General features: G+C 57.7%; 25 protein-coding genes. 13 read left to right on the forward strand and 12 right to left on the reverse strand.

The genetic code is table 11. The annotated features are described in order from the left end of the window. Window positions 1-3: 3 nt before the first annotated feature. The 4 genes from MIN45_RS08885 to rpoH all read left to right on the forward strand — a co-directional run bounded on the left by MIN45_RS08885 (window position 4) and on the right by rpoH (window position 3,711). Window positions 4-669 (forward strand): cell division ATP-binding protein FtsE, encoded by a 666-nt coding sequence (locus MIN45_RS08885; protein WP_286291641.1) that lies wholly within the window; start codon window positions 4-6, stop codon window positions 667-669. Between the two features lie 4 nt (window positions 670-673). Further along, window positions 674-1,594, forward strand: coding sequence for a permease-like cell division protein FtsX (ftsX, locus tag MIN45_RS08890; RefSeq protein ID WP_286291643.1), 921 nt, complete (start codon window positions 674-676; stop codon window positions 1,592-1,594). Between the two features lie 173 nt (window positions 1,595-1,767). After that, on the forward strand, window positions 1,768-2,604 hold the full coding sequence (gene amoC, locus MIN45_RS08895; protein ID WP_286291645.1) for a bacterial ammonia monooxygenase, subunit AmoC: 837 nt from the start codon (window positions 1,768-1,770) through the stop codon (window positions 2,602-2,604). Between the two features lie 243 nt (window positions 2,605-2,847). Beyond that, window positions 2,848-3,711, forward strand: coding sequence for an RNA polymerase sigma factor RpoH (gene rpoH, locus MIN45_RS08900; protein ID WP_286291646.1), 864 nt, complete (start codon window positions 2,848-2,850; stop codon window positions 3,709-3,711). 57 nt (window positions 3,712-3,768) lie between these two features. Here rpoH and cyoE read toward each other — a convergent pair whose 3' ends face one another. Then, complete coding sequence (gene cyoE / locus MIN45_RS08905; RefSeq protein ID WP_286291648.1) at window positions 3,769-4,677, reverse strand: heme o synthase; 909 nt, start codon at window positions 4,675-4,677, stop codon at window positions 3,769-3,771. Between the two features lie 77 nt (window positions 4,678-4,754). On the opposite strand from cyoE, the gene MIN45_RS08910 reads away from it, so the two are divergent. The 9 genes from MIN45_RS08910 to MIN45_RS08950 all read left to right on the forward strand — a co-directional run bounded on the left by MIN45_RS08910 (window position 4,755) and on the right by MIN45_RS08950 (window position 12,798). After that, complete coding sequence (locus MIN45_RS08910; RefSeq protein ID WP_286291651.1) at window positions 4,755-6,143, forward strand: M16 family metallopeptidase; 1,389 nt, start codon at window positions 4,755-4,757, stop codon at window positions 6,141-6,143. Next, a complete protein-coding gene (locus MIN45_RS08915; protein ID WP_286291652.1) occupies window positions 6,133-7,464 on the forward strand; it encodes a M16 family metallopeptidase in 1,332 nt (443 codons plus the stop codon). Before MIN45_RS08910 ends, MIN45_RS08915 begins: the two co-directional genes overlap by 11 nt. Further along, window positions 7,448-8,005, forward strand: a complete 558-nt coding sequence (rsmD, locus tag MIN45_RS08920) for a 16S rRNA (guanine(966)-N(2))-methyltransferase RsmD (protein ID WP_286291653.1) — start codon at window positions 7,448-7,450, stop codon at window positions 8,003-8,005. Before MIN45_RS08915 ends, rsmD begins: the two co-directional genes overlap by 17 nt. After that, complete coding sequence (gene coaD, locus MIN45_RS08925) at window positions 8,002-8,493, forward strand: pantetheine-phosphate adenylyltransferase (RefSeq protein ID WP_286291655.1); 492 nt, start codon at window positions 8,002-8,004, stop codon at window positions 8,491-8,493. The genes rsmD and coaD overlap by 4 nt, the downstream gene beginning before the upstream one ends. Window position 8,494: 1 nt before the next feature. Continuing rightward, entirely contained in the window at window positions 8,495-8,743 is a 249-nt protein-coding gene (locus MIN45_RS08930) for a YfhL family 4Fe-4S dicluster ferredoxin (protein ID WP_286291657.1), read from the forward strand. Between the two features lie 41 nt (window positions 8,744-8,784). After that, a complete protein-coding gene (gene ggt / locus MIN45_RS08935; RefSeq protein ID WP_286291658.1) occupies window positions 8,785-10,446 on the forward strand; it encodes a gamma-glutamyltransferase in 1,662 nt (553 codons plus the stop codon). An 84-nt stretch (window positions 10,447-10,530) separates the two neighbouring features. Then, window positions 10,531-11,052 carry a hypothetical protein gene (locus MIN45_RS08940; RefSeq protein WP_286291659.1) on the forward strand — a complete coding sequence of 174 codons (522 nt, stop codon included), beginning with the start codon at window positions 10,531-10,533 and terminating at the stop codon, window positions 11,050-11,052. 13 nt (window positions 11,053-11,065) lie between these two features. Further along, the gene (locus tag MIN45_RS08945; RefSeq protein WP_286291660.1) at window positions 11,066-11,767 is read left to right on the forward strand and encodes a 4'-phosphopantetheinyl transferase family protein; all 702 of its coding nucleotides are present in this window, start codon (window positions 11,066-11,068) and stop codon (window positions 11,765-11,767) included. 80 nt (window positions 11,768-11,847) lie between these two features. Next, on the forward strand, window positions 11,848-12,798 hold the full coding sequence (locus tag MIN45_RS08950; protein WP_286291661.1) for an IS630 family transposase: 951 nt from the start codon (window positions 11,848-11,850) through the stop codon (window positions 12,796-12,798). On the opposite strand, the gene MIN45_RS08955 is transcribed toward MIN45_RS08950, so the two are convergent. The 11 genes from MIN45_RS08955 to MIN45_RS09005 form a co-directional block, all read right to left on the reverse strand. Then, a protein-coding gene (locus tag MIN45_RS08955) for an IS3 family transposase (protein ID WP_286291662.1) occupies window positions 12,719-13,926 on the reverse strand; the annotation gives its coding sequence in 2 pieces (ribosomal slippage) (window positions 12,719-13,674 and window positions 13,674-13,926; 1,209 coding nt in all). The two genes, MIN45_RS08950 and MIN45_RS08955, sit on opposite strands and share 80 nt — an antisense overlap. Before the next feature lie 45 nt (window positions 13,927-13,971). Next, entirely contained in the window at window positions 13,972-15,333 is a 1,362-nt protein-coding gene (locus MIN45_RS08960; RefSeq protein WP_286291663.1) for a glycosyltransferase family 4 protein, read from the reverse strand. Continuing rightward, window positions 15,330-16,295 carry a glycosyltransferase family 2 protein gene (locus MIN45_RS08965; protein WP_286291664.1) on the reverse strand — a complete coding sequence of 322 codons (966 nt, stop codon included), beginning with the start codon at window positions 16,293-16,295 and terminating at the stop codon, window positions 15,330-15,332. Before MIN45_RS08965 ends, MIN45_RS08960 begins: the two co-directional genes overlap by 4 nt. Next, a complete protein-coding gene (locus MIN45_RS08970; protein ID WP_286291665.1) occupies window positions 16,292-17,077 on the reverse strand; it encodes a hypothetical protein in 786 nt (261 codons plus the stop codon). The genes MIN45_RS08965 and MIN45_RS08970 overlap by 4 nt, the downstream gene beginning before the upstream one ends. Then, entirely contained in the window at window positions 17,074-18,654 is a 1,581-nt protein-coding gene (locus MIN45_RS08975) for a glycoside hydrolase family 140 protein (RefSeq protein ID WP_286291666.1), read from the reverse strand. Before MIN45_RS08975 ends, MIN45_RS08970 begins: the two co-directional genes overlap by 4 nt. 5 nt (window positions 18,655-18,659) lie before the next feature. After that, entirely contained in the window at window positions 18,660-19,859 is a 1,200-nt protein-coding gene (locus MIN45_RS08980; protein WP_286291667.1) for a glycosyltransferase, read from the reverse strand. 2 nt (window positions 19,860-19,861) lie between these two features. Then, window positions 19,862-20,809: a glycosyltransferase family 2 protein gene (locus MIN45_RS08985; RefSeq protein WP_286291668.1), complete on the reverse strand. Its 948-nt coding sequence runs from the start codon at window positions 20,807-20,809 to the stop codon at window positions 19,862-19,864. Beyond that, entirely contained in the window at window positions 20,806-21,783 is a 978-nt protein-coding gene (locus tag MIN45_RS08990; protein WP_286291669.1) for a glycosyltransferase, read from the reverse strand. Before MIN45_RS08990 ends, MIN45_RS08985 begins: the two co-directional genes overlap by 4 nt. Before the next feature lie 8 nt (window positions 21,784-21,791). Then, a complete protein-coding gene (locus MIN45_RS08995; RefSeq protein WP_286291670.1) occupies window positions 21,792-23,084 on the reverse strand; it encodes a sulfotransferase family protein in 1,293 nt (430 codons plus the stop codon). Between the two features lie 3 nt (window positions 23,085-23,087). Beyond that, entirely contained in the window at window positions 23,088-24,320 is a 1,233-nt protein-coding gene (locus MIN45_RS09000; RefSeq protein WP_286291671.1) for an ABC transporter ATP-binding protein, read from the reverse strand. Window positions 24,321-24,327: 7 nt separating this feature from the next. After that, window positions 24,328-24,591 carry an HI0074 family nucleotidyltransferase substrate-binding subunit gene (locus MIN45_RS09005; protein WP_337250369.1) on the reverse strand — a complete coding sequence of 88 codons (264 nt, stop codon included), beginning with the start codon at window positions 24,589-24,591 and terminating at the stop codon, window positions 24,328-24,330. Between the last annotated feature and the right edge of the window lie 139 nt (window positions 24,592-24,730).

Below are 24,730 nucleotides of genomic sequence, written 5' to 3' on the forward strand. Positions count from 1 at the left end.
GCCATGCTGCGTTTTCAGGGGGTCGGCAAGCGCTATCCGGGCAGCGGCGAGATTCTGAAAGGACTCGATCTGACGGTCGGACGCGGTGACATGGCCTTCGTCACCGGCCATTCCGGAGCCGGCAAGAGCACGCTTCTCAAGCTGGCGGCCCTCATCGAACGGCCCAGCCGCGGCCGCATCTTCCTCAACGACCGCGATCTGACCCGGCTGCCGCCCCGGAGCGTGCCCTACCTGCGCCGCCGCCTCGGGCTGATCTTCCAGGACTACCGCCTGCTTTACGACCGCAGCGTGTTCGACAACGTCGCCCTGCCGCTTCAGATCGCCGGATACGCGCCGGAAGAGGTCGAGCGCCGCACCCGGGCGGCCCTGGCCAAGGTGGGTCTGGCCGGCTGGGAACGGCGCCGGCCGGTCACCCTCTCCGGGGGCGAACAACAGCGGGTCGGCATCGCCCGGGCCATCGTCACCCGCCCCCCCTTGATCCTGGCCGACGAGCCGACCGGCAATCTGGACCCGGACCTGTCCCAGGAGATCTTCGCCATGTTCCGCGATTTCAACCGGGTCGGGGTGACTTTTCTGATCGCCAGTCACGACCAGGCGCTGGTGGAACGCTTCGCCAGCCGCTGGTTCCACCTCGAGCAGGGCCGTGTCGTCGAAGTGGGAGGGAGGTGAGGCGGTGGCGCTGAAGACTTACCTGCGTCTGCACCGCCAGGCCTTGCTTTCCAGTCTGGAGGACTTGTGGCGGGCGCCGTGGATGACGGCGGTCACGATCGGCGTCATCGCGGTTACCCTGGTGCTGCCTTTGAGCTTCCATCTCACCTTGTCCCAGGCGCAGCGTTTGGGTGGCGCTTTCGGTTCCGGCCGGCAGGTGACGCTGTATCTGCAGCCGGATCTGCCCGCGGAGAAGGCGCAAAGTCTGGCGGCGCGTCTGCGGCAGGAGGCGGCGGTGGCGGAAGTCCACTTGATCGGCAAGGACGAGGCCCTGGCCCAGTTGCGCGAGGCGGGCGATTTCGCCGCGGCCCTGGACTGGCTGCCCGACAACCCGCTGCCGGCGGTCATCGAGGTGACGCCGAAGCCGGCCTGGAGCGAGGAGGCCCGCCTTGCCGGGCTGATCCAGCGCTGGCGCCGGTGGCCCGGCGTCGAGCAGATCCAATGGAATCAGTCCTGGTTGCGGCGTTTCCGGGCCTGGCTGACCCTGACCCGGCACGCTGCGCTGGCGCTGGGGGCGGTTCTGTCGTTGGCGGTGGTGCTGGTGGTGGGCAACACTGTCCGCCTGGAATTGGAAGAACATCATGAAGCGATCGAGGTGATGGGCCTGCTGGGAGCCACTCCCGGTTTCATCCGCCGCCCGTTCCTGTATTCCGGGTTCTGGCTCGGTTTCCTCGGCGGCGGTGCGGCGCTCGCTGGCGTTTTCCTACTGTATCGGTTGCTGTATCCCTATGTCGTCGAACTGGCGCGCCTCTACGGCAGCCGCTTCGAGCCGCACTTCTTCTCCTTGGGTGAAATCCTCGGGATCTGGCTGGCCGTGTGCCTGCTGACGACGGCCGCCGCCGCGCTGGTGGTCAGCCGTCATCTGTGGCGGCTGTTTCGCCGATAAATCCCGCACCTTTAGTGGTTTAATATCGCAACAGTTTGAATTTCAAATAGTTTTGTGGCGATATATAACCATAGAAAATGTATTGTTTTTGATCTAGGTCAAAAAAACCCAATAACGGATGGGGTAATCTTCGTTCCGCCTGTCATAACAACGAAACGTTAAGGAGGTTACTGATGGCAGCTACATCTGCTGGTGTCTCCGCACAAGCGGAAGCACCTTTGTTGAATACCCGATGGCTTGCGTTCGCCTTCGCGATCTACACCATCCTGTATTCCTGGGTGGTGTGGTACGAGAGGGTTTACGGGTGGCAAGCCGGCCTGGACTCTTTTGCACCAGAGTTCGAAACTTATTGGATGAACTTCCTCTACACCGAGATCGTGGTGGAGGTTGTCATCGCCTCTCTGCTGTGGGGCTACCTGTGGCGTACCCGTCCCCGTGATCTGGACAAGATCGCCGGCACTCGGGAGGAGCTGCGCCGCAACTTCACCCATCTTGTCTGGCTGTTCGCCTATGCCTACTCCATCTACTGGGGTGCGAGCTTCTTCACCGAACAGGACGGCACCTGGCATCAGACCATCGTGCGGGACACCGACTTCACGCCGAGCCATATCATCGAGTTCTATGGTTCGTATCCGGTGTACATCATCACGGGTTTCGGCGCCTTCATCTATGCCCATACCCGGTTGCCCTACTTTGACTATACGAAGAAGGGGCTGTCGCTGCCGTACCTGATCTCGGTGGTGGGTCCGTTCATGATCGTTCCCAACGTCGGTCTGAACGAGTGGGGTCATACCTTCTGGTTCATGGAAGAGCTGTTCGTCGCTCCGCTGCACTATGGTTTCGTCTTCTTCGGTTGGTTCGCTCTGGGAATCCTGGGAGTCTGGCTGCAGACCCTCGCCAGCATTCTGAACCTGATCGGCAAACCGCTGTGCGGCGAGATCTACGACGCGGCTGTCGCCCGCATCGGAGCTGACCAGGCTCAGTGGGCGGATGACGTCCTGGAGGATTGATCGTCCTGCTCTTCATGTTTTTCTCGATTTTCCCCCACAGGGAGGTGGGGGATCCAGGAAAAGTGATTGCGCTTTTCCTCCTTACGTAGCCATTGAATTGCCTCTTTTTTGGGGACCGCCCTTCGGGGCGGTTTTTTTTGCTTTGCGTCAAGGAACTTTCCAAAAAGCTAGCACTCTCTCTTTGGGAGTGCTAAAGTGACTTGCGGCTTTGCAACAACAACAAACCAACAGGGGGATAGCAGGATGAGCAACGCACTGGCCATTCCGAGCATCGGCAAGTCGATTCGTTCGGTCAACGACTACATCGTGGCCGTCAATCAACTACCGAAATTGAGCGCCGAGGAGGAGCGGGAGTTGGCTACCCGCTTTCGGCGCCAGAACGATCTGGAGGCAGCCAAGCAGCTGATTCTCGCCAATCTGCGCTATGTGGTGCCGATCGCCAGGGGCTATCTGGGATACGGTCTGCCGCTGGCGGACCTGATTCAGGAAGGCAACATCGGCCTGATGAAGGCGGTGAAGCGTTACGACCCGGCGGTCGGGGTGCGCCTGATTTCCTTCGCGGTGCACTGGATTCGTGCCGAGATCCACGAATTCATCCTGCGCAACTGGCGCATCGTCAAGATCGCCACCACCAAGGCGCAGCGCAAGCTGTTCTTCAACCTGCGCAAGGCGCGCAAAAAGCTGAACTGGCTGAACCGGAACGAAGCGGAAGCGATCGCCAAGGATCTGGGCGTGAAGGTGGAAACCGTGCGGGAGATGGAAAAACGCATGAACGGTCAGGACATGGCTTTCGACGGCGGTGCGGACGAGGAGGAAAACGCCGCGCCGGCGCCGGTCCATTTCCTCCATACGCAGATGGATTCCGATCCGGCGCACCAATTGGAGGAGAACGAGTGGCAACAGGTCGAGCACGAACGGCTGCAGGCCGCCCTGTCGCAGCTCGACGAGCGCAGCCGCGACATTCTGCAGTCGCGCTGGCTCGGGGAAAAGAAGGTCACCCTTCAGGAACTGGCCGACCGTTACGGTGTTTCCGCCGAGCGCATTCGCCAGCTGGAAAAGACTGCGCTCAAAAAGCTCAAGCACCTGATGTTGGCCGAAGCGGCCTGAGCGCCGGCCTGTTGCAAAGCCCGGCGGGCGTCTCCAAAAACGGGGGCGCCCGTTTTTTTATGGATGAAAATACCAGTAATGATCCACCAGCAGGGCGGCGAACAGGATCATGAGGTAAACGATGGAGTAGGCGAAGGTCCGCATCGCCAGGCGCTTGTCGTCCGGCCGCAGGCGCAGCTGCCAGGCCAGATAGAGGAAGACGGCGTCCAGGATGACGGTGACGCCCAGGTAGATCAGGCCGCTCATGCGGGTGAGGTAGGGCATCACGCTGATGACGCTGAGGAGGATGGTGTAGAGGAACACCTGCAGGCCGGTGAACTCGACCCCGTGGGTCACCGGCAGCATGGGAATGTCCACCTTGGCGTACTCGTCGCGTTTGGCGATGGCCAGGGCCCAGAAGTGGGGCGGGGTCCACAGGAAGATGATGAGGAACAGCAGCACCGTGTTGGGGTGGATCTGCCCCAGCACCGCGCACGATCCCAGGATCGGCGGCACCGCCCCGGCCGCCCCGCCGATGACGATGTTCTGGGGGGTGGCCCGTTTCAGATAGACGGTGTAAACGACCGCATAGCCGATCAGCGACAGGAAGGTCAGGATCGCCGTCAGCCAGTTGACCCAGACCACCAGGATGACCATCGAGGCTAGCCCCAAAACCGAGGCGAACACCAGCACCTTCCAGGGCTCCAGTTCCCCCTGGGGCAGGGGACGGTGGCGGGTGCGGCCCATCTGGGCGTCGGCGTGGCGGTCGAGATAGTGGTTGAAGGCGGCCGCCGAGGCCGCCGCCAGGGCGATGCCCAGGGAGCCGAAAACGAGCGCCCGCAAAGGCACCATGCCGGGAACCGACAGGAACATGCCGACGATGGCGGTGAAGACGATCAGCGCCACCACCCGGGGTTTGCACAGCTCGAAATAGGCGCGCCAGCCGGCGGGGGAGGGGATGGGATCGGCAACCGTCTTCGCTTTCATGGGCACCTGGTAATACAATAGAGCGGAAACGCGTTATTTTATACCAATTTCCTTGGAATTTAGGGGGCGGACACGCGATGATCCGAAGGTTCCTCAGTTTTTTCTGGCTGCTGTGTTGGCTTCCACTGGCCGCCTGCGCCGTCGATCCCAAGGTCCACGAGTACAAGCTCGACAACGGCCTCAAGGTGGTGGTGAAGGAAGATCACCGCGCGCCGGTGGCGGTCTCCCAGGTGTGGTACAAGGTCGGCTCGAGCTACGAGCACGACGGCATCACCGGCATCTCCCATATGCTCGAACACATGATGTTCAAAGGAACCGAAAAACACGGGCCGGGTGAATTCTCCCGCATCATCGCCGAGCTGGGCGGACGCGAGAACGCCTTCACCGGCACCGATTACACCGCCTATTTCGAAACCCTGGAAAAGTCCCGGCTGCCGGTGGCCTTCGAACTGGAGGCGGACCGCATGCGCCACCTCAAACTGGACGAAAAGGAATTCGCCAAGGAAAAGCAGGTGGTGCTGGAGGAGCGCCGCATGCGCACCGACGACCAGCCCCGGGCCAAGACCTACGAACACTTCATGGCCGTCGCCTTCACCAACGGCCCGTACCGGAACCCGGTGATCGGCTGGCCGGCGGACATCGAGGCCTTGACCGTCGCCGACCTGCGCCAGTGGTACCGGCAGTGGTACGCCCCCAACAACGCCACCCTGGTGGTGGTCGGAGACGTGGCGCCGGAGCGGATCCTGACGTGGGCGAAAAAGTGGTTCGGCCCGCTCGAACCCGGTGAGATTCCGCCGCCCAAGCCCCGCACCGAGGTCGAGCAGCGGGGGGAACGCCGCCTGACGGTGAAGGTGCCGGCTAAGCTGCCCTATCTGCTCATGGGGTACAAGGTGCCGGTATTGGCGAGCCTGCCCGAGGACCGGCAGTGGGAAGCCTACGCTCTTACGGTGCTGGCTGGCGTTCTCGACGGCGGCGAGAGCGCCCGGCTGGCCACCCGCCTGGTGCGGGGCAGACAGATCGCCGCCGCCGCGGGCGCCGGTTACGACCTCTACGACCGCCTGCCGACGCTGTTCCTGTTCAACGGCACCCCCGCCCAGGGCCACGACCTGGACGAACTGGAACAGGCCCTGCGCCAGGAGGTCAGGCGGTTGCAGGAAGAACCGGTGTCCGCCGCGGAGCTGGAACGGGTCAAGACCCAGGTGACCGCCGAAGCCGTCTATGAACGGGATTCCATGTTCTACCAGGCCATGCAGATCGGCCTGCTGGAAACCAACGGGCTGGGCTGGCGCCGCCTGGACGAGTACGTCGACCGCATTCAGCGGATCACCGCCGCCCAGGTGCAGGAGGTGGCGCGCAAGTATCTGATCGCCGATCATCTTACCGTCGCCCGGCTGCAGCCGCTGCCGATCAAGGCCGGTCAGCGGCCGCCCGCACCGGCAGGTTTAGGAGGTAATCATGTCCGTTAAAGCTTGTCTCGCGCTCTTTCTGGGGCTGGTGCTGGCCTTCGATGCCGGGGCCGGACCCAGAATCCAGTCCTGGCGGACCGAAAACGGGGTCAAGGTCTATTACGTCCACACGCCGGAATTGCCGCTGGTGGACGTGCAGGTGGTGTTCGCCGCCGGCAGCGCCTGGGACGGGGATCGCTTCGGTCTCGCCCATCTGACCTCGGCGCTGCTGGATACCGGCGCCGGCCGCTGGGACGCCGACGCCATCGCCCGGCGCCTGGAGAACGTGGGCGCGCAGCTGAGCACCGGGGTGTCGCGCGATTCCGCCTGGCTCGATCTGCGCAGCCTCACCGCCGCCGACAAACTGGACGTCGCCCTGGAAACCGCCGCTGAGATCCTGGCTCACCCCCGCTTCGCCCGGGCCGATTTCGAGCGGGAAAGGAAACGCCTGCTGCTGGCCCTGAAGCAGCGGGAGGAATCGCCCGGGCAGCTGGCGGCGATGCGTTTCTACAAGATGATCTACGGCGACCACCCCTACGCCCATCCCAGCGAGGGGGAGATCGACACCGTCAGGGCGATCCGGCGCCGGGATCTTGAGGATTTCCACCGCCGCTATTACGTCGCCGGCAACGCCCTGGTGGTGGTGGTCGGGGCCGTGAGCCGCACCGGGGCCGACCGCATCGCCCGCCGCCTCACCGACGCGCTGCCGCAGGGGGAGCCGGCCGCGCCGATTCCGCCGGTCCCGGCGCCGCAGCGCGCCCGTACCGAGCGCAAACCCTTCCCCTCGGCCCAGACCCACATCTACACTGGCATGCCGGTGATCAGACGGGGCGATCCCGATTACTACGCCCTCTACGTCGGTAACCACGTCCTTGGCGGAGGCGGCTTCACCTCGCGCATCGTCAAGGAGGTGCGGGAGAAGCGGGGGTTGTCCTACAGCGCCTACAGTTACTTCGTGCCGTTGAAGGAGAAGGGGCCGTTCGTCGCCGGCCTGCAGACCCGCAACGATGCGGCGGAGTCCGCCCTCGAGGTGCTGCGCCAGACCATCGACCGCTATCTGGCCGAGGGCCCGACCGAGGCGGAGCTGGAGGCGGCCAAAAAGAACATCACCGGCGGTTTCGTGCTGCGTTACGACAGCAACGCCAAGCTGGCCGACTACGTCGCCATGATCGGTTTCTACGGTCTGCCGCTGGACTATCTCGACCGCTTCCCCCGCGAGGTGGCCCGGGTCGACCGCACGGCGGTCGTCGAAGCCTTCCGGCGTCATCTGGATCCCGGCCGTTTTCAGACCGTGTTGGTGGGCGGGGGCGCCGTTTCCAAGGGCGATGGCGAAAAGCAGTGAAGTCCGCCTGATCGCCGGCCGCTGGCGCGGCCGCCGGCTGCGTTTCCCGGCGGTTCCGGGGCTGCGGCCGACGCCGGGGATCGTGCGCGAAACCCTGTTCAACTGGCTGCGGGAGGCGGTCTTAGGGGCTCGCTGCCTCGACCTCTACGCCGGCAGCGGCGCCCTTGGGCTGGAGGCCGCCTCGCGGGGGGCAGGGGAGGTGGTGCAGGTGGAATTCCACCCCGGCGTCGTGCGCCATCTGCAGGCGACCGCCCGTAAGCTGGATGCCGAAATCCGCGTGGTCCGTGCCGACGTGTTGCGGTTCCTGCGCCGCCCGCCTGACCGCCCCTTCGACATCGTGTTTCTCGACCCGCCCTTCGGCCGCGGCCAGGTGGCGCCTGTCTGCCAGTCCCTGGAACGAGGCAGGTGGCTGGCGGCGGCCGCCTGGATCTATGTCGAGGCCGAGGCGGCACTGACGCCGTCGGTGCCGTCCGGCTGGACGCTGTGGCGTCACAAACGGGTGGGGGAGGTCGGCTGCCAGCTGTACCGGAGGCAGGCATGAGCGTCACCGCCATCTATCCCGGCACCTTCGATCCCATTACCAACGGTCACGTGGATTTGGTCGGGCGCGCCGCCGGAGTCTTCTCCCGGGTGGTGGTGGCGGTGGCGGAAAACCGCGGCAAGGGACCGCTGTTCTCCCTCGACGAGCGCGTCGCCCTGGCCCGGCAGGTCCTGGCGCCCTGGGACAACGTCACCGTGATCGGCTTCGGCAATCTGCTGGTGGACTGCGCCCGCGAGCACGGGGCCCGGGTCATCCTCCGGGGGCTGCGGGCGGTGTCGGACTTCGAGTACGAATTCCAGCTGGCAGCGATGAACCGCCGCCTCACCGGCGACGCCATCGAAACGATGTTCCTGACCCCGGCGGAGCAGTACGCCTTCGTGTCCTCGAGCCTCATCAAGGAGATCGCCCGGCTCGGGGGGGACGTGACCCCGTTCGTGCCGGAACCGGTCGCCCGCAGGCTCGGGCAGGTTTTTCAAGCAGGAGACTGACATGGCCCTGAAGATCACCGACGAATGCATCTGCTGCGACGTGTGCGTGTTGGAATGTCCCAACGACGCCATCTCCCTGGGAGAGGAGATCTACGAGATCGACCCGGACCGCTGCACCGAATGCGTGGGGCATTACGAAACCTCCCAGTGCGTGGAGGTGTGTCCGGTGGACGCCATCATTCCCGATCCCGACATCCGCGAAGACCGGGAAACCCTGCAGCGCAAGTATCTCAGACTGCAGCAAGGATGAAACCGACGCTGGGTGGTGGCAGGAAGCGTGCATCAGGCAGGATGAGGTCGTTTCTGCTGCTCTGGCTGGCCTGGTCGGTAGCGCTCTGGGCCGGGCCGAAACCGCCCCAGGCCGCCATCGCCTCAGCCCATCCGTTGGCGACCGCCGCCGGTTTCGAGATTCTCGACCAGGGCGGCAACGCCTTCGATGCCGCCGTGGCGGTGGCCGCCGCGCTGGCGGTGGTGGAGCCGGCCGGTTCCGGTCTCGGGGGCGGCGGTTTCTTGCTGCTGCACCGGGCCCGTGACGGCCGCCAGGTGATGCTCGACGCCCGGGAGACTGCCCCGCTGGCGGCTCGGCGGGACATGTATCTGGATGCGGCGGGCAATCCCATCCCCCGTGCTTCCATAGACGGTCCGCTGGCGGCCGGCATTCCCGGGATGCCGGCCGCCCTGGCGCATCTGGCGGAGAACTACGGCCGCTTGCCGCTGCGGTGCTCCCTGGCTCCGGCGATCCGGTATGCCCGCGAGGGCTTCGTCGTCGGCCCCCGCTATCTGGAACAGGTCGAGCGGCGTCACGCGGTATTGGGCCGCTATCCCGCCGCTGCGGCGATATTCTTGGAAAAGGGGCAGGTGCCCCGGCCCGGCTTCCGCCTGGTGCAGCCGGATCTGGCCCGGGTGCTGGAGGCGCTTGCGGCCCGGGGCCGGGCCGGTTTCTACGACGGTTGGGTGGCGGAACGCCTGCTGGCCGGGGTGCGGGCCGCCGGCGGTGTCTGGAGCCGGGCGGATCTGGCCCGCTATCGGGTGGTGGAGCGGCGTCCCGTCGTCGGTCGTTACCATAACGTTCGCGTCGTCAGCGCCGCGCCGCCATCTTCCGGTGGGGTGGTGCTGGTGGAAACCCTCAACATCCTGTCGGCCTATCCGCTGACCCATCTCGATCCGGCCACCGCCAAGCATCTGATCGTGGAAGCCTGGCGCCGGGCCTACCGCGATCAGGCGCTGTATCTGGGCGATCCGGATTTCGTCTCCATGCCGCTGCGGCGTCTGCTCAGCCCCGATTACGCCGCCGGTCTGCGGGCCGCCATCCGTCCCGACCGGGCCCTGCCCAGCGCCTGGCTGGCCGCGGGACCGGAAGCCGGAGGCGCAGGGGCCGACACCACCCATTTTTCCATCCTCGACCGTGACGGCAACCGGGTAGCGGCGACCCTGAGCATCAATTACCTGTTCGGTTCCGGGTTCGTGGTGCCCGGTACCGGTGTGCTGCTCAACGACGAGATGGACGATTTCGCCATCAAGCCCGGTGTCCCCAACCTCTACGGCCTAGTCGGCGGCAGCGCCAATGCCATCGCCCCCGGCAAGCGGATGCTGTCGAGCATGACCCCCACCTTCCTGGAAACCCCGGACCGGATCGCCGTCCTCGGCACGCCCGGCGGCAGCCGCATCATTTCCATGGTGACCCTTGCAGCGCTGGATTTCGCTGCCGGCTTCCGTCCGGCCCTGTGGGTCGCCTGGCCCCGTTTCCATCACCAGTATCTGCCGGACGAAATCCAGTACGAACCCGACGCCCTGAGCGGCGCGGAACGCCGGGCCCTGCACCGCCGCGGCCACCGGCTCAAGGCCCTGGGGAGGACTTACGGCAACATGCAAGCGATTCTGTGGGACCGTTTCCTGGACCGGGTGGAGGCAGCCAGCGATCCGCGCGGGGGAGGGAGTGCGGTGGTTCGATAGGTGCCATTGGAAAGTTTTGTTACCCTACGATCCGGTGGCAAGGGGAGCCATCGATCATTTCCATGACTTTTGTGGGTAACAGTTATGCAAACAATCAGACAAATCAGCCTGGTTCTCGCCCTGGGAGCAACCATCTCCGCAGCGGGCGCTTTGGAATGCGACGATGGGGTGCCGGTCACGGTCAGCGGCACGATCGATACGATCAACCTTTCCCAAACCATTCAGGTGGGGCAAATCCACATGGTGCTGACGGATTTGGGGGGAAGTGAAGTGTTTGCGGGCACTGGCGGTATCATGGGCCAGATTAGAGGTATCAAGCCGGACGGTACGGTGCTGCTCAATCACTATATTTGTTTCGATAGCAGTGACTGCCTGATGACTCGCAAAGATCGGGCGACCCTGATGCCAGCGGCGAATCCGCTTTGCGTCGATGGCAGTGTGGGCCGCTTCGAGGTCGTGGAAATCGTCTCCCGGACCAAGGGAAAGGGATTTTTCAAAGGAATTGAAGCGGCTATCGAGGCGAACGGAACCGTCAGTTATTGCCCCGAGAACAACGGCAATCATTTCGTCCTGACAGGTGAAGCTTGCGTCGCTTCGCTAGACTGACGCAGCAATTTTCATGCTCTCCTTGCTGCCGCTGGACAATGAAATCCGCGTCTGGCATCTGTCTCTGGATTTGCCTCCGAATCTGCTGGCGCGCTGTGAGGCGGTGCTCGCCGAAGACGAACGCTGCAGGATAAGCCGTCTGCAACGGCCCGGTCATCGCCGCCGGGCTGTCGCCGCCCGGGGGCAGCTGCGCTGGCTGCTGGCGCGCGGGCTTGGGGTGACGCCGCAGGCGCTGGTCTTCGGCCGGGAGCCTCACGGCAAACCCTACTTGCTGGATCATCCGCTCCGCTTCAATCTCTCCCACAGCAAGGACTGTCTGCTGGTCGCCCTGGCCTGGGACGGCCGCTTGGGCGTGGACGTGGAATCGGTTCGCGCCTTGCCGCGGATGGCGGTGCTGGCCCAGCGCTGCTTCGCCTCCCAGGAATATCAGGTCTGGCAGGCTGCTGGCGCCAGGGCGGACGATTTTTTCCGCCTTTGGACCTTGAAGGAAGCCTTCGTCAAGGCGGACGGCCGGGGACTGGCTTTGGGGCTCGATCGCTGCCGCTTCGATCTGCATCCGCCGCGCCTCGTGGCGGCGCCGCCGGAGTGTGGCCGGGTTGCGGCCTGGCAGGCGCATGCCTGGTCCCCGGCGCCAGGCTGGCAGGCGGCCTTGTGCGTGCGCGGCGGCGGTGGACGGCTGGTGACGGGCACGCTGGCGCCCGGGCGGCTGTTCTGAACCTCCCAACGCCTAAAGCCAGGGGCCTGTGTGACGCAATTCGGTGGCTTGTCCCTGTATCCTGCCCTCAGGATGCTTCCATGTCGTTTCAGCAGATCGAGCGGCGCTGCCAAAATATTAACCCGGCAGAATTTTTTCGTACAAATTGGGTCCAACTCTGCGTTATGAAGAGAGAACGAATTGATGCCCGGAAATTGGATCCTGCGGCGCGGGAACAACTGCGTAAGGTTGTTATTCGGCTGTATGAGAGAGGTTACCGTCCCACGCAGATTGCCAAGGATCTTGGACTTCGTCGGCCGACGGTGTCGGAATGGATTGCCAGAGTGAAAGCCGGTCAGGGCACGGGCGAGAAGAAGCGAGGGAGACGGGTGGGAAGCGGTCGCAGATTGACCCCGGCTCAGGAGGCGAGAATTTATCAGGAGATCGTGGCAAAGACGCCGGACCGGTTGGGCTTGCCCTATGCACTTTGGAATGCCCAGGCAGTGCGGATGCTGATTCGGCGATCTTTTGGCATCGATCTGCCCAAGCGCACGGTTCGCCTGTATCTGCAACGCTGGGGGATGACTCCGCAACGGCCCGTCAAACGCGCCTATGAACGCGATTCTGCGGCGGTGAAACAATGGCTGGAAGCAACCTATCCTCGAATCCAGGCACGGGCGCGGCAGGAACAGGCCGAAATTCACTGGGGCGATGAGACAGGGGTGGTGACGGTGGAACATGCTCCCAGAGGCTATGCCCCGAGAGGGAAACCGCCCGTCCTGGCCCAATCCAAGCGCGAACGCATGAACTTGATCGCCTCGATCACCGCCCAAGGCAAAGTCCGTTTCATGCTCTACCCCGACACCCTGAAGGCCGCCATCCTGATCGAATTTCTCCGCCGCCTGATCCAAGACACCGAGCGCAAGGTGTTTTTGATCCTCGACAACCATAGGGTCCATCACAGCAGTGGAGTTACCCCGCTTCAGTGGACAGTTCCACATTTTGGGTCTGAATCCCGCCCTTGCGCTGGGTATGCTGACGCTCGAAGTTGATCGGCGACAGATAGCCCAGCGCTGAATGCCGACGATGCGGATTGTACCAACCCTCGATGAACTCGAAGATGGCACGCTCCGCCTCGGCACGTGTACGGAATGTGCTCCGGTCCAGCAACTCACATTCCAGCGTGGCGAAAAAGCTCTCCGCCATGGCATTGTCGAAGCAGTCTCCGACGCTGCCCATCGACGGCCGTACACCGGCCTCCTCACAGTATCGGCTGAAGGCCAGCGACGTGTACTGGCACCCCTGGTCCGAGTGATGAACGACTTCCTCGGGCTGGCGTTGCCACAGCGCCATGTTGAGCGCCGAGAGCACCAGTTCGGTCCGCAGGTGCGCCGCCATGGCCCAGCCCACGATACGCCGGCTGAACACATCCAGCACCACCGCCAGATACAGGAACCCCTCCCAGGTCGGCACGTAGGTAATATCCGCCACCCACAGCCGGTCCGGGGCCTCGGCGACAAATTCCCGCTCCACCAGGTCCGGCGCCGGCCGGGCAGCTTCGTCGCGCGATGTCGTGCACCAACCCCTGCGGCGGCTGGCGCCCACCAAGCCTCTGGCCTTCATCATCCGCGCCACCCGCTTGCGGCTGACCTGCTCGCCCTCAACACGCAGTTCGGCATGAATGCGAGGGGCGCCGTAGGTCCCGCGAGAGCGCTTGTGGATCGCCTCGACCTTGTCGGCCAGCTCGGCATCCCGTCGCGCCCTGGCCGACTCAGGACGCTTCAGCCACGCATAAAACCCGCTCGTGGAGACACCGAGCAGCCGGCACATCGTGGCAACAGGGTAATCGGCCCGATTCACCTTCACGAACTCGAAGACTTCGGCGGCACCGAGTCGGTCTCCCGAGCGAACCAGGCCGCGGCTTTTGCCAGGATCTCCCGTTCAATCTTCAGCTGGCGGTTCTCACGCCGCAGGCGGCGGCGCAGCTCCTCTCTCTCCGGGCTTGTCAGGCCATCCTCACGACGTCCCTCGTCACGGTCGGCCTGCTTGACCCAGTTGCGGATGCTCTCCGCCGTCGGCTCGAACTCCCGAGCCAGCGACTCCGGCGTCCGTCCAGCCCGAACCAACTCGACCATCTGTCGCCGGAACTCCGGCGGATACGGTTTTCTCGTCTTTCCCATTTCCAGACACCTCCTCTCAAATCATCAGGTGTCCACAAAAACGGGTCAACTCCATACCTTGTTTTTGAACCTGCGGGCCATCCGTGAAATCGGATTGTCCAATAGCAGGGCGGCGGCCCTTTCCGCCTTTTTCATTTTTTCTTCCAGGGTGGTGACCTTCTGACCCAGATAACCTGTTTCCATAGCTCCCTGGAGCAGCAGGTCTATCACATAGTTTCCGGGAGAAGGAGCAGGAGAGGAAAGGATTTCTTCATACACGTCCATCAGTTTCTGCACCGAATGGCGCACGTCGAATTCGCCGCAGGTCAATACGAATTCCCGTCCTTGCTTTGTGATTTGCTGTCTCAGTTCGGGGTTTCGCAGCAATTCCCGTAGTGCATCCGCTGTCGATTTGGGATCGCCGTACTCCACCAAGAAGCCTGTCTGGCCGGGGCGAACGACGTACTCGACGAATCCGCCGCAGCGGCTGGCCACGCAGGCGCAGCCACAGGCCATCGCCTCGAGCAGCACATAGGGCCCACCTTCCGAGCGCGAGGTCAACAGGAAAACGTCCGACTGGGTAAGGATGGTGGGGATGTCCTGGCGAAAGCCCAAAAAATGAAAGCACCGATCGATCCCCAACGCCTGAACCCGTGCTTTCAGCTGGTCCTGGTAATCTGGGGAATCGGTGCTCCCCACGATGGCGAAATGGGCCTCGGGAAATTCCCGGGCCACTTCGGCAGCAGCCTCCACGAAGTATTCAAACCCCTTGTCCGGATGGAGGCGGCCGACGCCGGTGATCAGGGGGGCATTCCGGGGTATGCCAAGTTCCTGTCGGATACTTGGCTGCTCAAACTGGCGCAAGTTTTGAAAACGTTCTAGCTCAATCCCATTGTGAATGACCCGGATTTTTTCCCGCGGAATGGGTGGGGAGAGCGAACGGGCGACCGGTTCAGCCACGGCGATGATGCGGGTGGAAAGATCGCCGATCAGTTCGGCGAAGCTGTGTGGATCGAGGGGGAAACGCTGGTAGATGGGGAGATTGCTCTGGAAGGGGATGTGCACCACAATGAGGTGGTGGATGCCCGCCAGCCTGGCCGCCAGTGCCCCTTCTAGAATTTGATTGGAGTTGGTATGGACGAGCGCGACCTGTTCTTTTTCGATCAAGTGGACGAGATTGCGCACCCGTTGCGGCAGATCCGCCAGAAAGGAGTACCAGGGCAGGGGCGGCTTGAGCCAGCCGTAATTGACTTCCTGGATTACCCATTCGATACCCATCTCGTCGAGAAGGGCACGAAACGCGCCGTCGCCGGGCAGGACTACCAAAGGGCGAAAGTGGGAGCGAGCCATATGCTGGAACACATCCCTTAGGTAGATTTCCCCCCCCGCGATGTCGGAGCGGCTGGCGATGTAGAGGATGGTGTTCATGATGAGACTCTTATCGGACGCAATCTAATGGCCTCGCGCAGACTTTGGAGAATGAATCCCAGTTTCGCCATGTGCCAGGAACGGGCGTAAAAAGGCAATTCACGGATGTGCCAAAAAATTTTTCTGGGATTCCAGGAAGGTCCTTTAACCCTGTGGAACAAATCGTACGTTTCTCTGGCTGCTTGGGATACCAGGGACCCCCGACTCAAGGGAGAATCGATTTGCTGGTGAACAACATCTGAAATCCCTTGCCAGTAGCTGCGCCTGAGTACCCAGGATTTTTCGGTGCGCGCTGCCGGAATCCGGTGCCAAAGCACGGCAAAAGGAGTATAGAGGACTTTATAGCCTGCAGCGTACACCCGCTTGAAAAAGTCGGCCTCTTCGCCGGAAAGCAATGATTTGCCAATCCTGCCCAGCCTAGGATCAAACAACCCGACTCGCTCAAAGAGATGCCGACGAAAAGCCATATTTACCCCGTAAGGATGTTTGGGAGGTTCAAACCAGCAGATCGCATCTCCCGAATTGGTGACGCCATACATATAGAGCAGGTGCTCATGTAGCCAAAGCGGTTCGCCACTTTCGAACAGGGGAATGGTCTTGCCGCCCACGCAACCTGCGTCTGGATGGGTACAAAACGCTTCGGCCAAGGCTTTTAGCCAGGAGCTGTCAAAAAAAACGTCGTCGTCGGCGAACGCCAGGATGTCACCACGCGCTTCCTGGATGCCGCGGTTTCTCGCATAGGACAGTCCGGTTTCGGGTTCAAACACATAGCGCGCCCATGCATGGTCGGCAGCAAAACATTTGCCAATTTCCCCGGTCGAGTCGCTTGAATGATTGTCAATGAGGATCAGTTCCACTGCAACGCCGTTTGCCTCTGCTTCTCCCACGGCAGGCACTAGGCTTGCCAGTGTATCGCCTAGAATATCTCCGCGGTTGTGGGTGCAGATGATCACACTGATCATGCTTTGTACTCAGCGATGACCTGGAGTGCTTCCTCCCGGCTCAAGTGGGGGATTGCCGCAAGGAAGGATTCCATTTCCCGAAACGCCGCATCTTCACTGTAGGCTTTGGCCGGCGGGCGCAGCGAATGTCGTACCGGGGTGCAATCGATAATGCCAAGGCGCATCCCCTGTTCTTCCAAAATCACTGGCCAGACGAAATCCAGTCCCCACCCCATTGGACTGATCTCGGGAAAAGGCAAGAGCCAGGGAAAGGCATCCTGCCGGATACTGAATAGTGGGCCGATTTCCACGAACCGGGTCTGCCTGGCGATCATGCCCGGAACCTGGCGGACGATGGCGTGGTCAAGGTGGCTGTTGGGGGTACGGGCCGGCTGAGCAAGGGCAAAGTCGTAGCGCTGCTGGAGGGAGAGAAATTCGTCCAAGAATTCGGCAGGAAGCTGGATGTCGTCGTCGCATACCAGCACGAACGCATACCTTTCCAGGGGGATGCCGGCCAGCAGGCGGTTAAGCAACTGGAATTTCGGAATTTTCCGGTCTGTTCTGAAGGCAGTCGCCCTGGCCACATGCGGTGCGGGGGGGGGGCCGCCGACGGCGGCCCAGCGCTGGGTGACCCGGAACAGGCGGCTTTCGCCCAACTCCTGCACGATGTGGCGGATAAGGTTTTTCCGGTCGGCAAGATAGATCCCGATGACAAGCACTCTGGGAAAACCTAGTCGCGCAGGATTGGCACGCCGGAGGAGGCAGCTGATTTTACGCCGGATTCTTGCGGTAAGATCGTTCATCGAACTTTTTCTAGCACCAACAGCCAGTCGGAGCCGGCAGGCCTTGCCGGCAGGGTGAGGTATCCCCCGCTGGTGGGGGAGAATGCCTTCGGCAGAGAGGTGAACACCCCCCGGCGCGGATCGAACCATTTGCCGGTATAGACGCCCTGAGGCATCCGCTGCAACCGGACTACGTGGTTGGCATCCAGATAGCGGGGGAAATAAATCGCCCACCATCGGTCGTCATCACCTTTCAGCAGCACACGCCTTTTGTCATCATCGCCGATGTTATCGATCACCTGCTTCGGTCGGGGAGCCATATTCCACCACGGCAGGGCTTCATAGAACCGGCGCAGATGCCCCATCTGCTCTGCACCTGGGCGTTTGAGGGCCTGCCACCAGGGCAATGCCTTCCCCCATGCTTCCAATGAAGGGATTTTCTCACCTGGATACAGCAGCGGCAGCCATAAGCCGTGACTGCCGTAAGTATAGCCGAAGCTTCCGGCCTGGATGGCCCGGTAGGCGGCGTGGCGCACATCGTCCGGTCCGGCGTTGAAGATTCCCTCGTAGCGGGCTTCGGTCTCCAAAAAAGGTTTGGCAGGAGAACGGTTAAAGATCGAAAGGTAATATTTTATCGGCGGTGGATAGCCATGGCCTCCCTGAATCATGATGAAGTCGTACCAGGGTCTATCCCAGAGCTGGTGCTTTTCCTTGGTGTAAAGCCACGGGTGAACGCTCAACGCCCGTTTGTAGGGATCGAGCTTTTTGATGTACTCTCCAAGTTCATCGACCTTGGCGATGCGCCGGCTGTCGTTTTGAAAATTGTATTCCCCCACGATCAGCCAGCCGACTGCATATGCGCTGTAGCGGGCGATGAGATAGCGCCACAACAATTTCAGCTGGGATAAGGGAACCTTGTCCAGGGCTTTGTGAAAGCCAGTGCCCAAAACCGGAATCAGCCCTTTTTGATTGGCATAGGAAATATAAGAGTCAACCAAGTACCAATTGCGCAGATAGCTTGCATTCCACTGGTCTGGGTACAGGAATGTGGGACTGTGGCCGGCAAAAAGCATCAGCGCCGTCGTATATCCCTGCTTTGCCCGCACATCCACCATGTGCTTGTACATGGAACCAATTTTGGGATTTGATGATCGATTGAGCGGGCATCGGCGACCCGGGCAGAACCACCATGTGTCGCCCAACCAGAAAAAAGGGGTCCCGTCGGTAAAGGTAAGATAGCGACGGTTTGCCGAGACCTGGAGAAAACCGCCATGTCGGAACAAGGGATTGGTGGAGTGGGATGCCTCCACCTTGAAGGTTCCCTCTTTCCCCTTGAGACTGGCTTCCGAGGCATAGGTCCGATAGGTCCAGATTCCGGCCGAGGGGGGGGCAAAGCGGATCTTGAAAGTTCGGCCGCCATCCCAGAATCCGGGAACGGTCAGCCGGGATTGCTCCGGCCCTCGGAAAACTGCGCCGAATTTGACGCCTAGCGGGTGTGGGAGGGATCGGTTAGCTTCAAACTGGAGTTCGGTGGGGTGCCATTGGATAGCAGTGCGTGCTTCAGCGTCAGCAATAATGACGAGCAGAAAAAACAGCAATCTAATCATGTCCTAAAGCGCCATGCCAAGTGGCGCTCGTATTCGATTTGTAGAGATTTGGTCAGGCGTTCCCGCCAAGGCAAAGGCTTTGGTTGGCTGGCTAAGATACTTTCAAAAGTCTTTATCACCTGAGGGCGCAAGGATTCTTCAGAATAACGTTTGCGGATGAAGTTCCAGCCGGCAAGTCGGATTGTTTCGTGGAGGATCGGGTCTTTATACAAGTTGACGATGTGCTTGGCAAAGACTTCAGGCGTATCGCCGATCAAAATATGCTTACCTGGAGTGAATCCGAAGCCTTCTGCGCCAACGGACGTGGTAACCACTGGGAGACCTGCGGCCATAGCCTCACCGATCTTACCTTTCATCCCGGCGCCGTAACGCAAAGGAGCGATAGATATATGGCTGCGCTTTAGATAGGGGAGGGTATCTTCAACATGTCCAGTGACGATGATCGTGTCGCTGTGGAGATTACAAATTTCCGGGGGAGGGTTGGAGCCAATTATGTAAGTCTCGACAGGAATTCTGAGTGCGATTCTGGGAAGGATCTCGCGGCAGAAATACAGTACTGCGTCAATATTTGGGCTGTGTTGAAAACCTCCTACGAATACCAGGCGGCAGGTGTTTTCCGGGGGCTTGAGATCCGGTGAATGGATTCGGTGAATATTGGGAACAAGGGCTATTTTTGCTTTTGGAAGATAATGGTTGATGTGCTTTTGATCCGCTTCCGTGACGGCAAGGATAAAATCGGCGCGATTGTAAGCTAAAACCTCTTCTTTACGGGTTTTTTCAGCTTGCTCAAAGTCCTTTCGGTTGCCGGTGATTTTGGCCTTTTCATGCAGGCGCTTGAAATGGACATCAACAGAATCTATAACAAGCTTGGCCTGGGGGTTATGATATCTGGCTTCGATGATCCATTCGGGCCGGGCGGTATGGTAGAACTCGAACGCGATGATTTCCCAATTTCCTTGGCGTAAGAGAGCAGGTATATGTCCCAAGTGGAGATGGATTCCATGCTTAGAAAGCAGCGATTGGTAATGATTGAATTTTGTTTCTTTGAGCTTTGCTTTTTGTGCGGGCCAGCCAAAAATAGAAAGATGGACCTGGCTGATTGCTGTTAGAATTTTTAGCAGGGAGAAAAACCTGAGGTCACCGGAGGCGTGGTCGGGTAGGGGGAGCTTTTCAGAAACAAAGAGCAGCCTTGACACAATCAGTTTCCTCTCGGATAAAACATTTCGACAAGGAATTGATGAAAATATCCCACTAAGGAATAGAGTAAGATTTTCTGATGCATGGGGATATTTATCAATTGCCAATAAGCCCTTTTGGGGTGTGCCCAAGAAATCCCTTTTAAAGTAGGTCTTAGAGTAGTGAAAAATTTATCTGTAAATTTGCTTAATATTTGGAGGCGGGAGTGCTTATACACGATCCTATCCATTACTGCTTCGGAACGGCCTTGCCAATAGTATCTTCGGAGGACCCACTCCGGGGTAGATCGTTCTTTGGGAATTCTGTGGTAGATAATAGCATTGGGATTGTAGGCCACCTTTAGGCCGGCGCAGTGGATACGCCAGAACAACTCAGATTCCTCGTTGGAGAGAAGATTACTGCCTTTTCTTCCCAGATTGGGGTTAAACAGACCAACTGTTTCAAATACCTCCCTACGGAAAGCCATGTTGAGCCCAAAAGGATGCTCTGGATAATGCATTAGTTTAGGTAAATCGCCGGAGCGCGTAGATCCATAAATGGAAAGAATGTCCTCTGTCAGCCAAGGAAGTTCCCCAGCATCGAACAGTGGGATGGACTTGCCTCCCATGCAGGCAATATTAGGATCATTGAAGGTTTCTTCCAGCTCGACTAACCAGTTTTGGGAAAAATAGACGTCGTCGTCGACGAAGGCGATGACTTTCCCCTGGGCGCATCTAATGCCTCGGTTTCTTGCGTGAGAGAGGCCTTGCATGGATTCCCAAATATAACTGATTGTCGATTCCCGACTACTGAACTGCTCCACCACCTTGCTGGTGTTATCCTGAGAATTATTATCCACCACAAGAAGCTCATGATCGATTCCAGAGCGTTTACAGGCAAGAAAGCTTTCGATCGTATCTGCTAGGATATTTGCGCGGTTGTAGGTGCATAAAATGATCGAAACTTTCATTGTGCCTTAATTTTGTTTATGCGCCAGAGTAGATGTTTTTCCAGAGAGGATTGGGCATACTTCTTGAGAAAAAATGACATTTCTCTAAGCCATAAGCTGTCAGTTGGGTGTAATTTGGCTAGTTCCAAGGAGAAAAAGAGGCCTTTTTCCCAATCATGGCTCTCTTTTGCTTCGTATAAAAAGGATATATATTTTTTGTTGCGCAACTCTTCAAAGAATGGAACGTGTTCTGGATAGGTTTTTTTTAGGTATGCGCAAAACTTAGATTCTGGCATTTCGTTGTAACGATCAGATCCTGTAGTTTTTCGTTGTTTATAGTAAACATAGGCGAGGACATGCTGTGCCAGTTGTTCATTTAAATGGCTAACAGAAGTACTATGCTTATGTCTTCTAACCTTTCCGAGATATTCAGGTAAATTATGGGTATTGAATTTCTCAATAACTCGCAGCCATAGATCTAGGTCCTCAGAGTATTTGAACTTATCTCGATACTTACCAATATCCTTGATCGCCCGCTTATTGAAAATAACCGTGCTATGACAAAATGGGTTTTCCCATTTTATTTTTTTTAAAATGTCTTTGTGGCTTTCTGGAACATCCCAATATGCAAAAGTTCGCAGTTCTTCGTCAACAAATTCAGCTCTGGTTCCTAGAAGTACAATTTCCGGATTTTTCAAAATATAGTTGTACTGTAGTTCTAAACGATTAGGGTAAGAAATATCATCATCATCTTGTCGAGCTATCCAATGGCCACAAGCCAAATCTATAGCACGATTAAGAGATGCTGGAAGACCTAAATTATTTTTGTTTCTCAATAACCTGATCTTGGGATGGTTTCTATATCTTTTTAAAATACGTGGCGTATCATCTGTGGATGCATCATCTACAATAATAAACTCAAAATTTTGAAATGTTTGGGAAAGTATAGAATCAATAGATTCCTCTAAATATCGCTCGCCATTATAGGTGGCCATCACTATGCTTATAGTTGGATTAATTGCTTTGCTTGATACCATAAGTCAATTACTGTTTTAGTTTTTTCGGTTTTTGTTTTCCGCCAAGCCGGTGAAAAAGGGATTTTTTTGTCAAATATCCATGTAATGAACGTGCTGACATGATTATTGTTGTTGGTTTTTAAGAGTATAATACGACAATTATTTTTTATTTTTAGCCGGATTAAATTCTTAATTAACCATATTAGTTCCCTGTAATTGCTTCCAATTTGATAATCTGGAATCACTACAATAGAATGCGCAGAAATACAATCAGGAAAATCTTGCCAGGTAAATGATTCAACCGCATACCCATATTTATCCAGTTGCTCTATCATGGCAGACGAAGCAAATTTGGAGTAATTGTCTCTAGAATAATCGAAAAACAGGGATTTGTGACATGATAATATTATCTTATTATTAGGGTTCTTTATATCTAAACTATAATTGTGGGACAATAAATCATGCTTAAAGAGGGTAGTTGCCAGTCTTCCAATTCCTTCATTGATTCCTGTTTTCCATTTTTTCTTATTGTTCGGATCTATTTCTAGAAATATCTTCTGCTTATGTTTTGACTGCCTCTCTGCTAGGTGGTGTTCCGAATTATCTGGTATGAGCATGCTTGGAAAGTATTCTATATCGAGAAATGCACATAACTCTTTTATGACAGATGGCGGGTCAGAAATAAGGTTTTCATATTTGATTCGATGACAAGATTGTGCCTTTTTCAGAGACTTTTCTTTTTCTATATATTTGGACCATAAAAGCATGTTATCTAAGAAGTCATCAGTGATCCATGGCCAGCCTGTCTTACATAAAGAAAGCGCCACATCCCGGCCATCCCTATATATATAAATGAATCTTGCATCAGGATGCTGGATTAGTATTCTATCTATAAACCGCAAGTGGTCAGGGGTTTTTTCTATCCACAGGTTTTTGTTTTTGTCTTTAGCATATCTGTTGACTAAGTGAATAAAAAAGTATCCCTCATTCTTAGGGGGATGCGGTAGATCATGTATCAATTCTTCAGGGCGGTAATCAGTCCAATAATACTCAGTTATTGGTGCGAGAAATTGTAATGCATTTTGTGGCCAGTTCGCTTTTACCCATTCCCATCCTCCCTTGAAGTGCTCATGCATATAACGATAGAAATGGCTTTCAGGAGGAACGCAGACCTGAGGATGTCGGTTCAAAATAGCTGCAAGCAGGGTAGTCCCGCTTCTTGGACATCCCACAATAAAAGTCGGCGGCCACTTTGACTTTTTATGCAATTTAATTAACATTGATTATTTTCGATTATTTTTGATTTGAAGATGCTCGCCTTGACTCCACTCGCATTCCAGCTTTACGAAACCCTCGCTGGCATGAATTTTATTTGCTTTTGGATTGACGACATGAAAATGTTTGAGATTCTCACCATAAAAGACAGTGCGTCCATAGTCTTCGGCATCTATGCTTAATCTTAATGAGTATCCTTTAGGGAGGAGTGGAAAATTTTTTATTTTGCATTGAACCGTATGAGTTCCGGCTGCTAACACTGGGGCAACTTGGTCTCCATGAGTCGCTAAATATAAAAAATCTGTTGTATGTATTCCTATGCTGAATAACGGTTTTTTTAGTATTGTGAATGCTTTTAACTTAATTTTTATGATTATGTCTTGCTGAAACTGTATATCTTCCGTGAATTCTCCTTCCGGAGTGAAAAACGATATGTCAATTATTTCGACTTCGCCACTTGATTGTATTCTTGAACTTGTAAGTGCTTTCTGTATTAATTTTTCGCTTATTTCATAAAAGGCATTGCAAACTGTTACGCCATCTCCGTCTTGAATGATCTTTCCATGATCCAATAAAATCACGCGATCGCATAATCTCTGTATTTGCCTGAGGTTATGGCTTACTACTAAAACAGTTTTCCCCTGCCGCTTGATCAATTCCTCCATCCGGTCGAAACACTTCCTCTGAAACGCTAGGTCCCCTACCGCCAGCACCTCGTCGATAATCAAAATCTCCGCATCCAAGCTGGTGGCGATGGCAAAACCTAACTTTACTTGCATCCCGGAGCTATAGCGCTTGACCGGGGTGTCGATGAACTGCTCCAGCTCCGAGAACTCGATGATCTCGTCGATCTTGCGGCGGATGACTTTCTTGGGGATGCCAAGGATCGAGGCGTTGAGGTAGATGTTCTCGCGGCCGGTCAGCTCCGGATTGATGCCGGCGCCGACCTCAATCAGGGGAGCGACCGAGCCGCCCACGTACACCCGGCCCCTGGTGGGGGTGGTGACCTTGGCCAGAATCTTGAGCAGGGTGGACTTGCCGGCGCCGTTGTGGCCGATGATACCAACCACCTCGCCCTCCTCGACGCTGAAGCTGACGTCGTCTAGAGCCTTGAAGCGTTCGCGCTCGACGGGCGGGCGGCCGGTCAGGCGGCGGCCCAGGTTGGTGAGGCTGTCCTTGAGGCTGGTGAGGGTTCCCAGCCGGTATTCCTTGGTGAGGTGTTCGACTTCGATGATGGGCATGACCGCTTCAAATTTCCACGTTTCTGAGTTGGGTAGACAGTTGCCGCATGGCCTGAAAGGCCGGCAGCTGTTCGTAGGTGGCCGGGGCGTTTTCGGCGTGGTAAGTGTGGGAGATGCGGTTTCTGGGCGCCAGCATTTCCAACCAAAGCTCCTCGTCGTCGATCCAGCCCTGCTGGAAAGCAAGTTTCAGACAGGCCCTGGGCGAATTGTATTCCAGGCCGAGCTTGGTGGCCACAGCCTTGATTGCCTTCCAGGCCGTTCGAAGTAGAATTCGAAGTACTGGATACGACCGGCTTTGATGAGGTCAGTATCTGTTGGCGTTTCCAGGGCTGCAGCAAATTGGCCGAGTACACGCTCGAAATTATCCAGAATTCTTTCAGGCTTCATGAATGAGCTGGCCTTTCTTCAGG

This window comes from Methylomarinovum tepidoasis, assembly GCF_030294985.1.
Lineage (GTDB): Bacteria > Pseudomonadota > Gammaproteobacteria > Methylococcales > Methylothermaceae > Methylohalobius > Methylohalobius tepidoasis.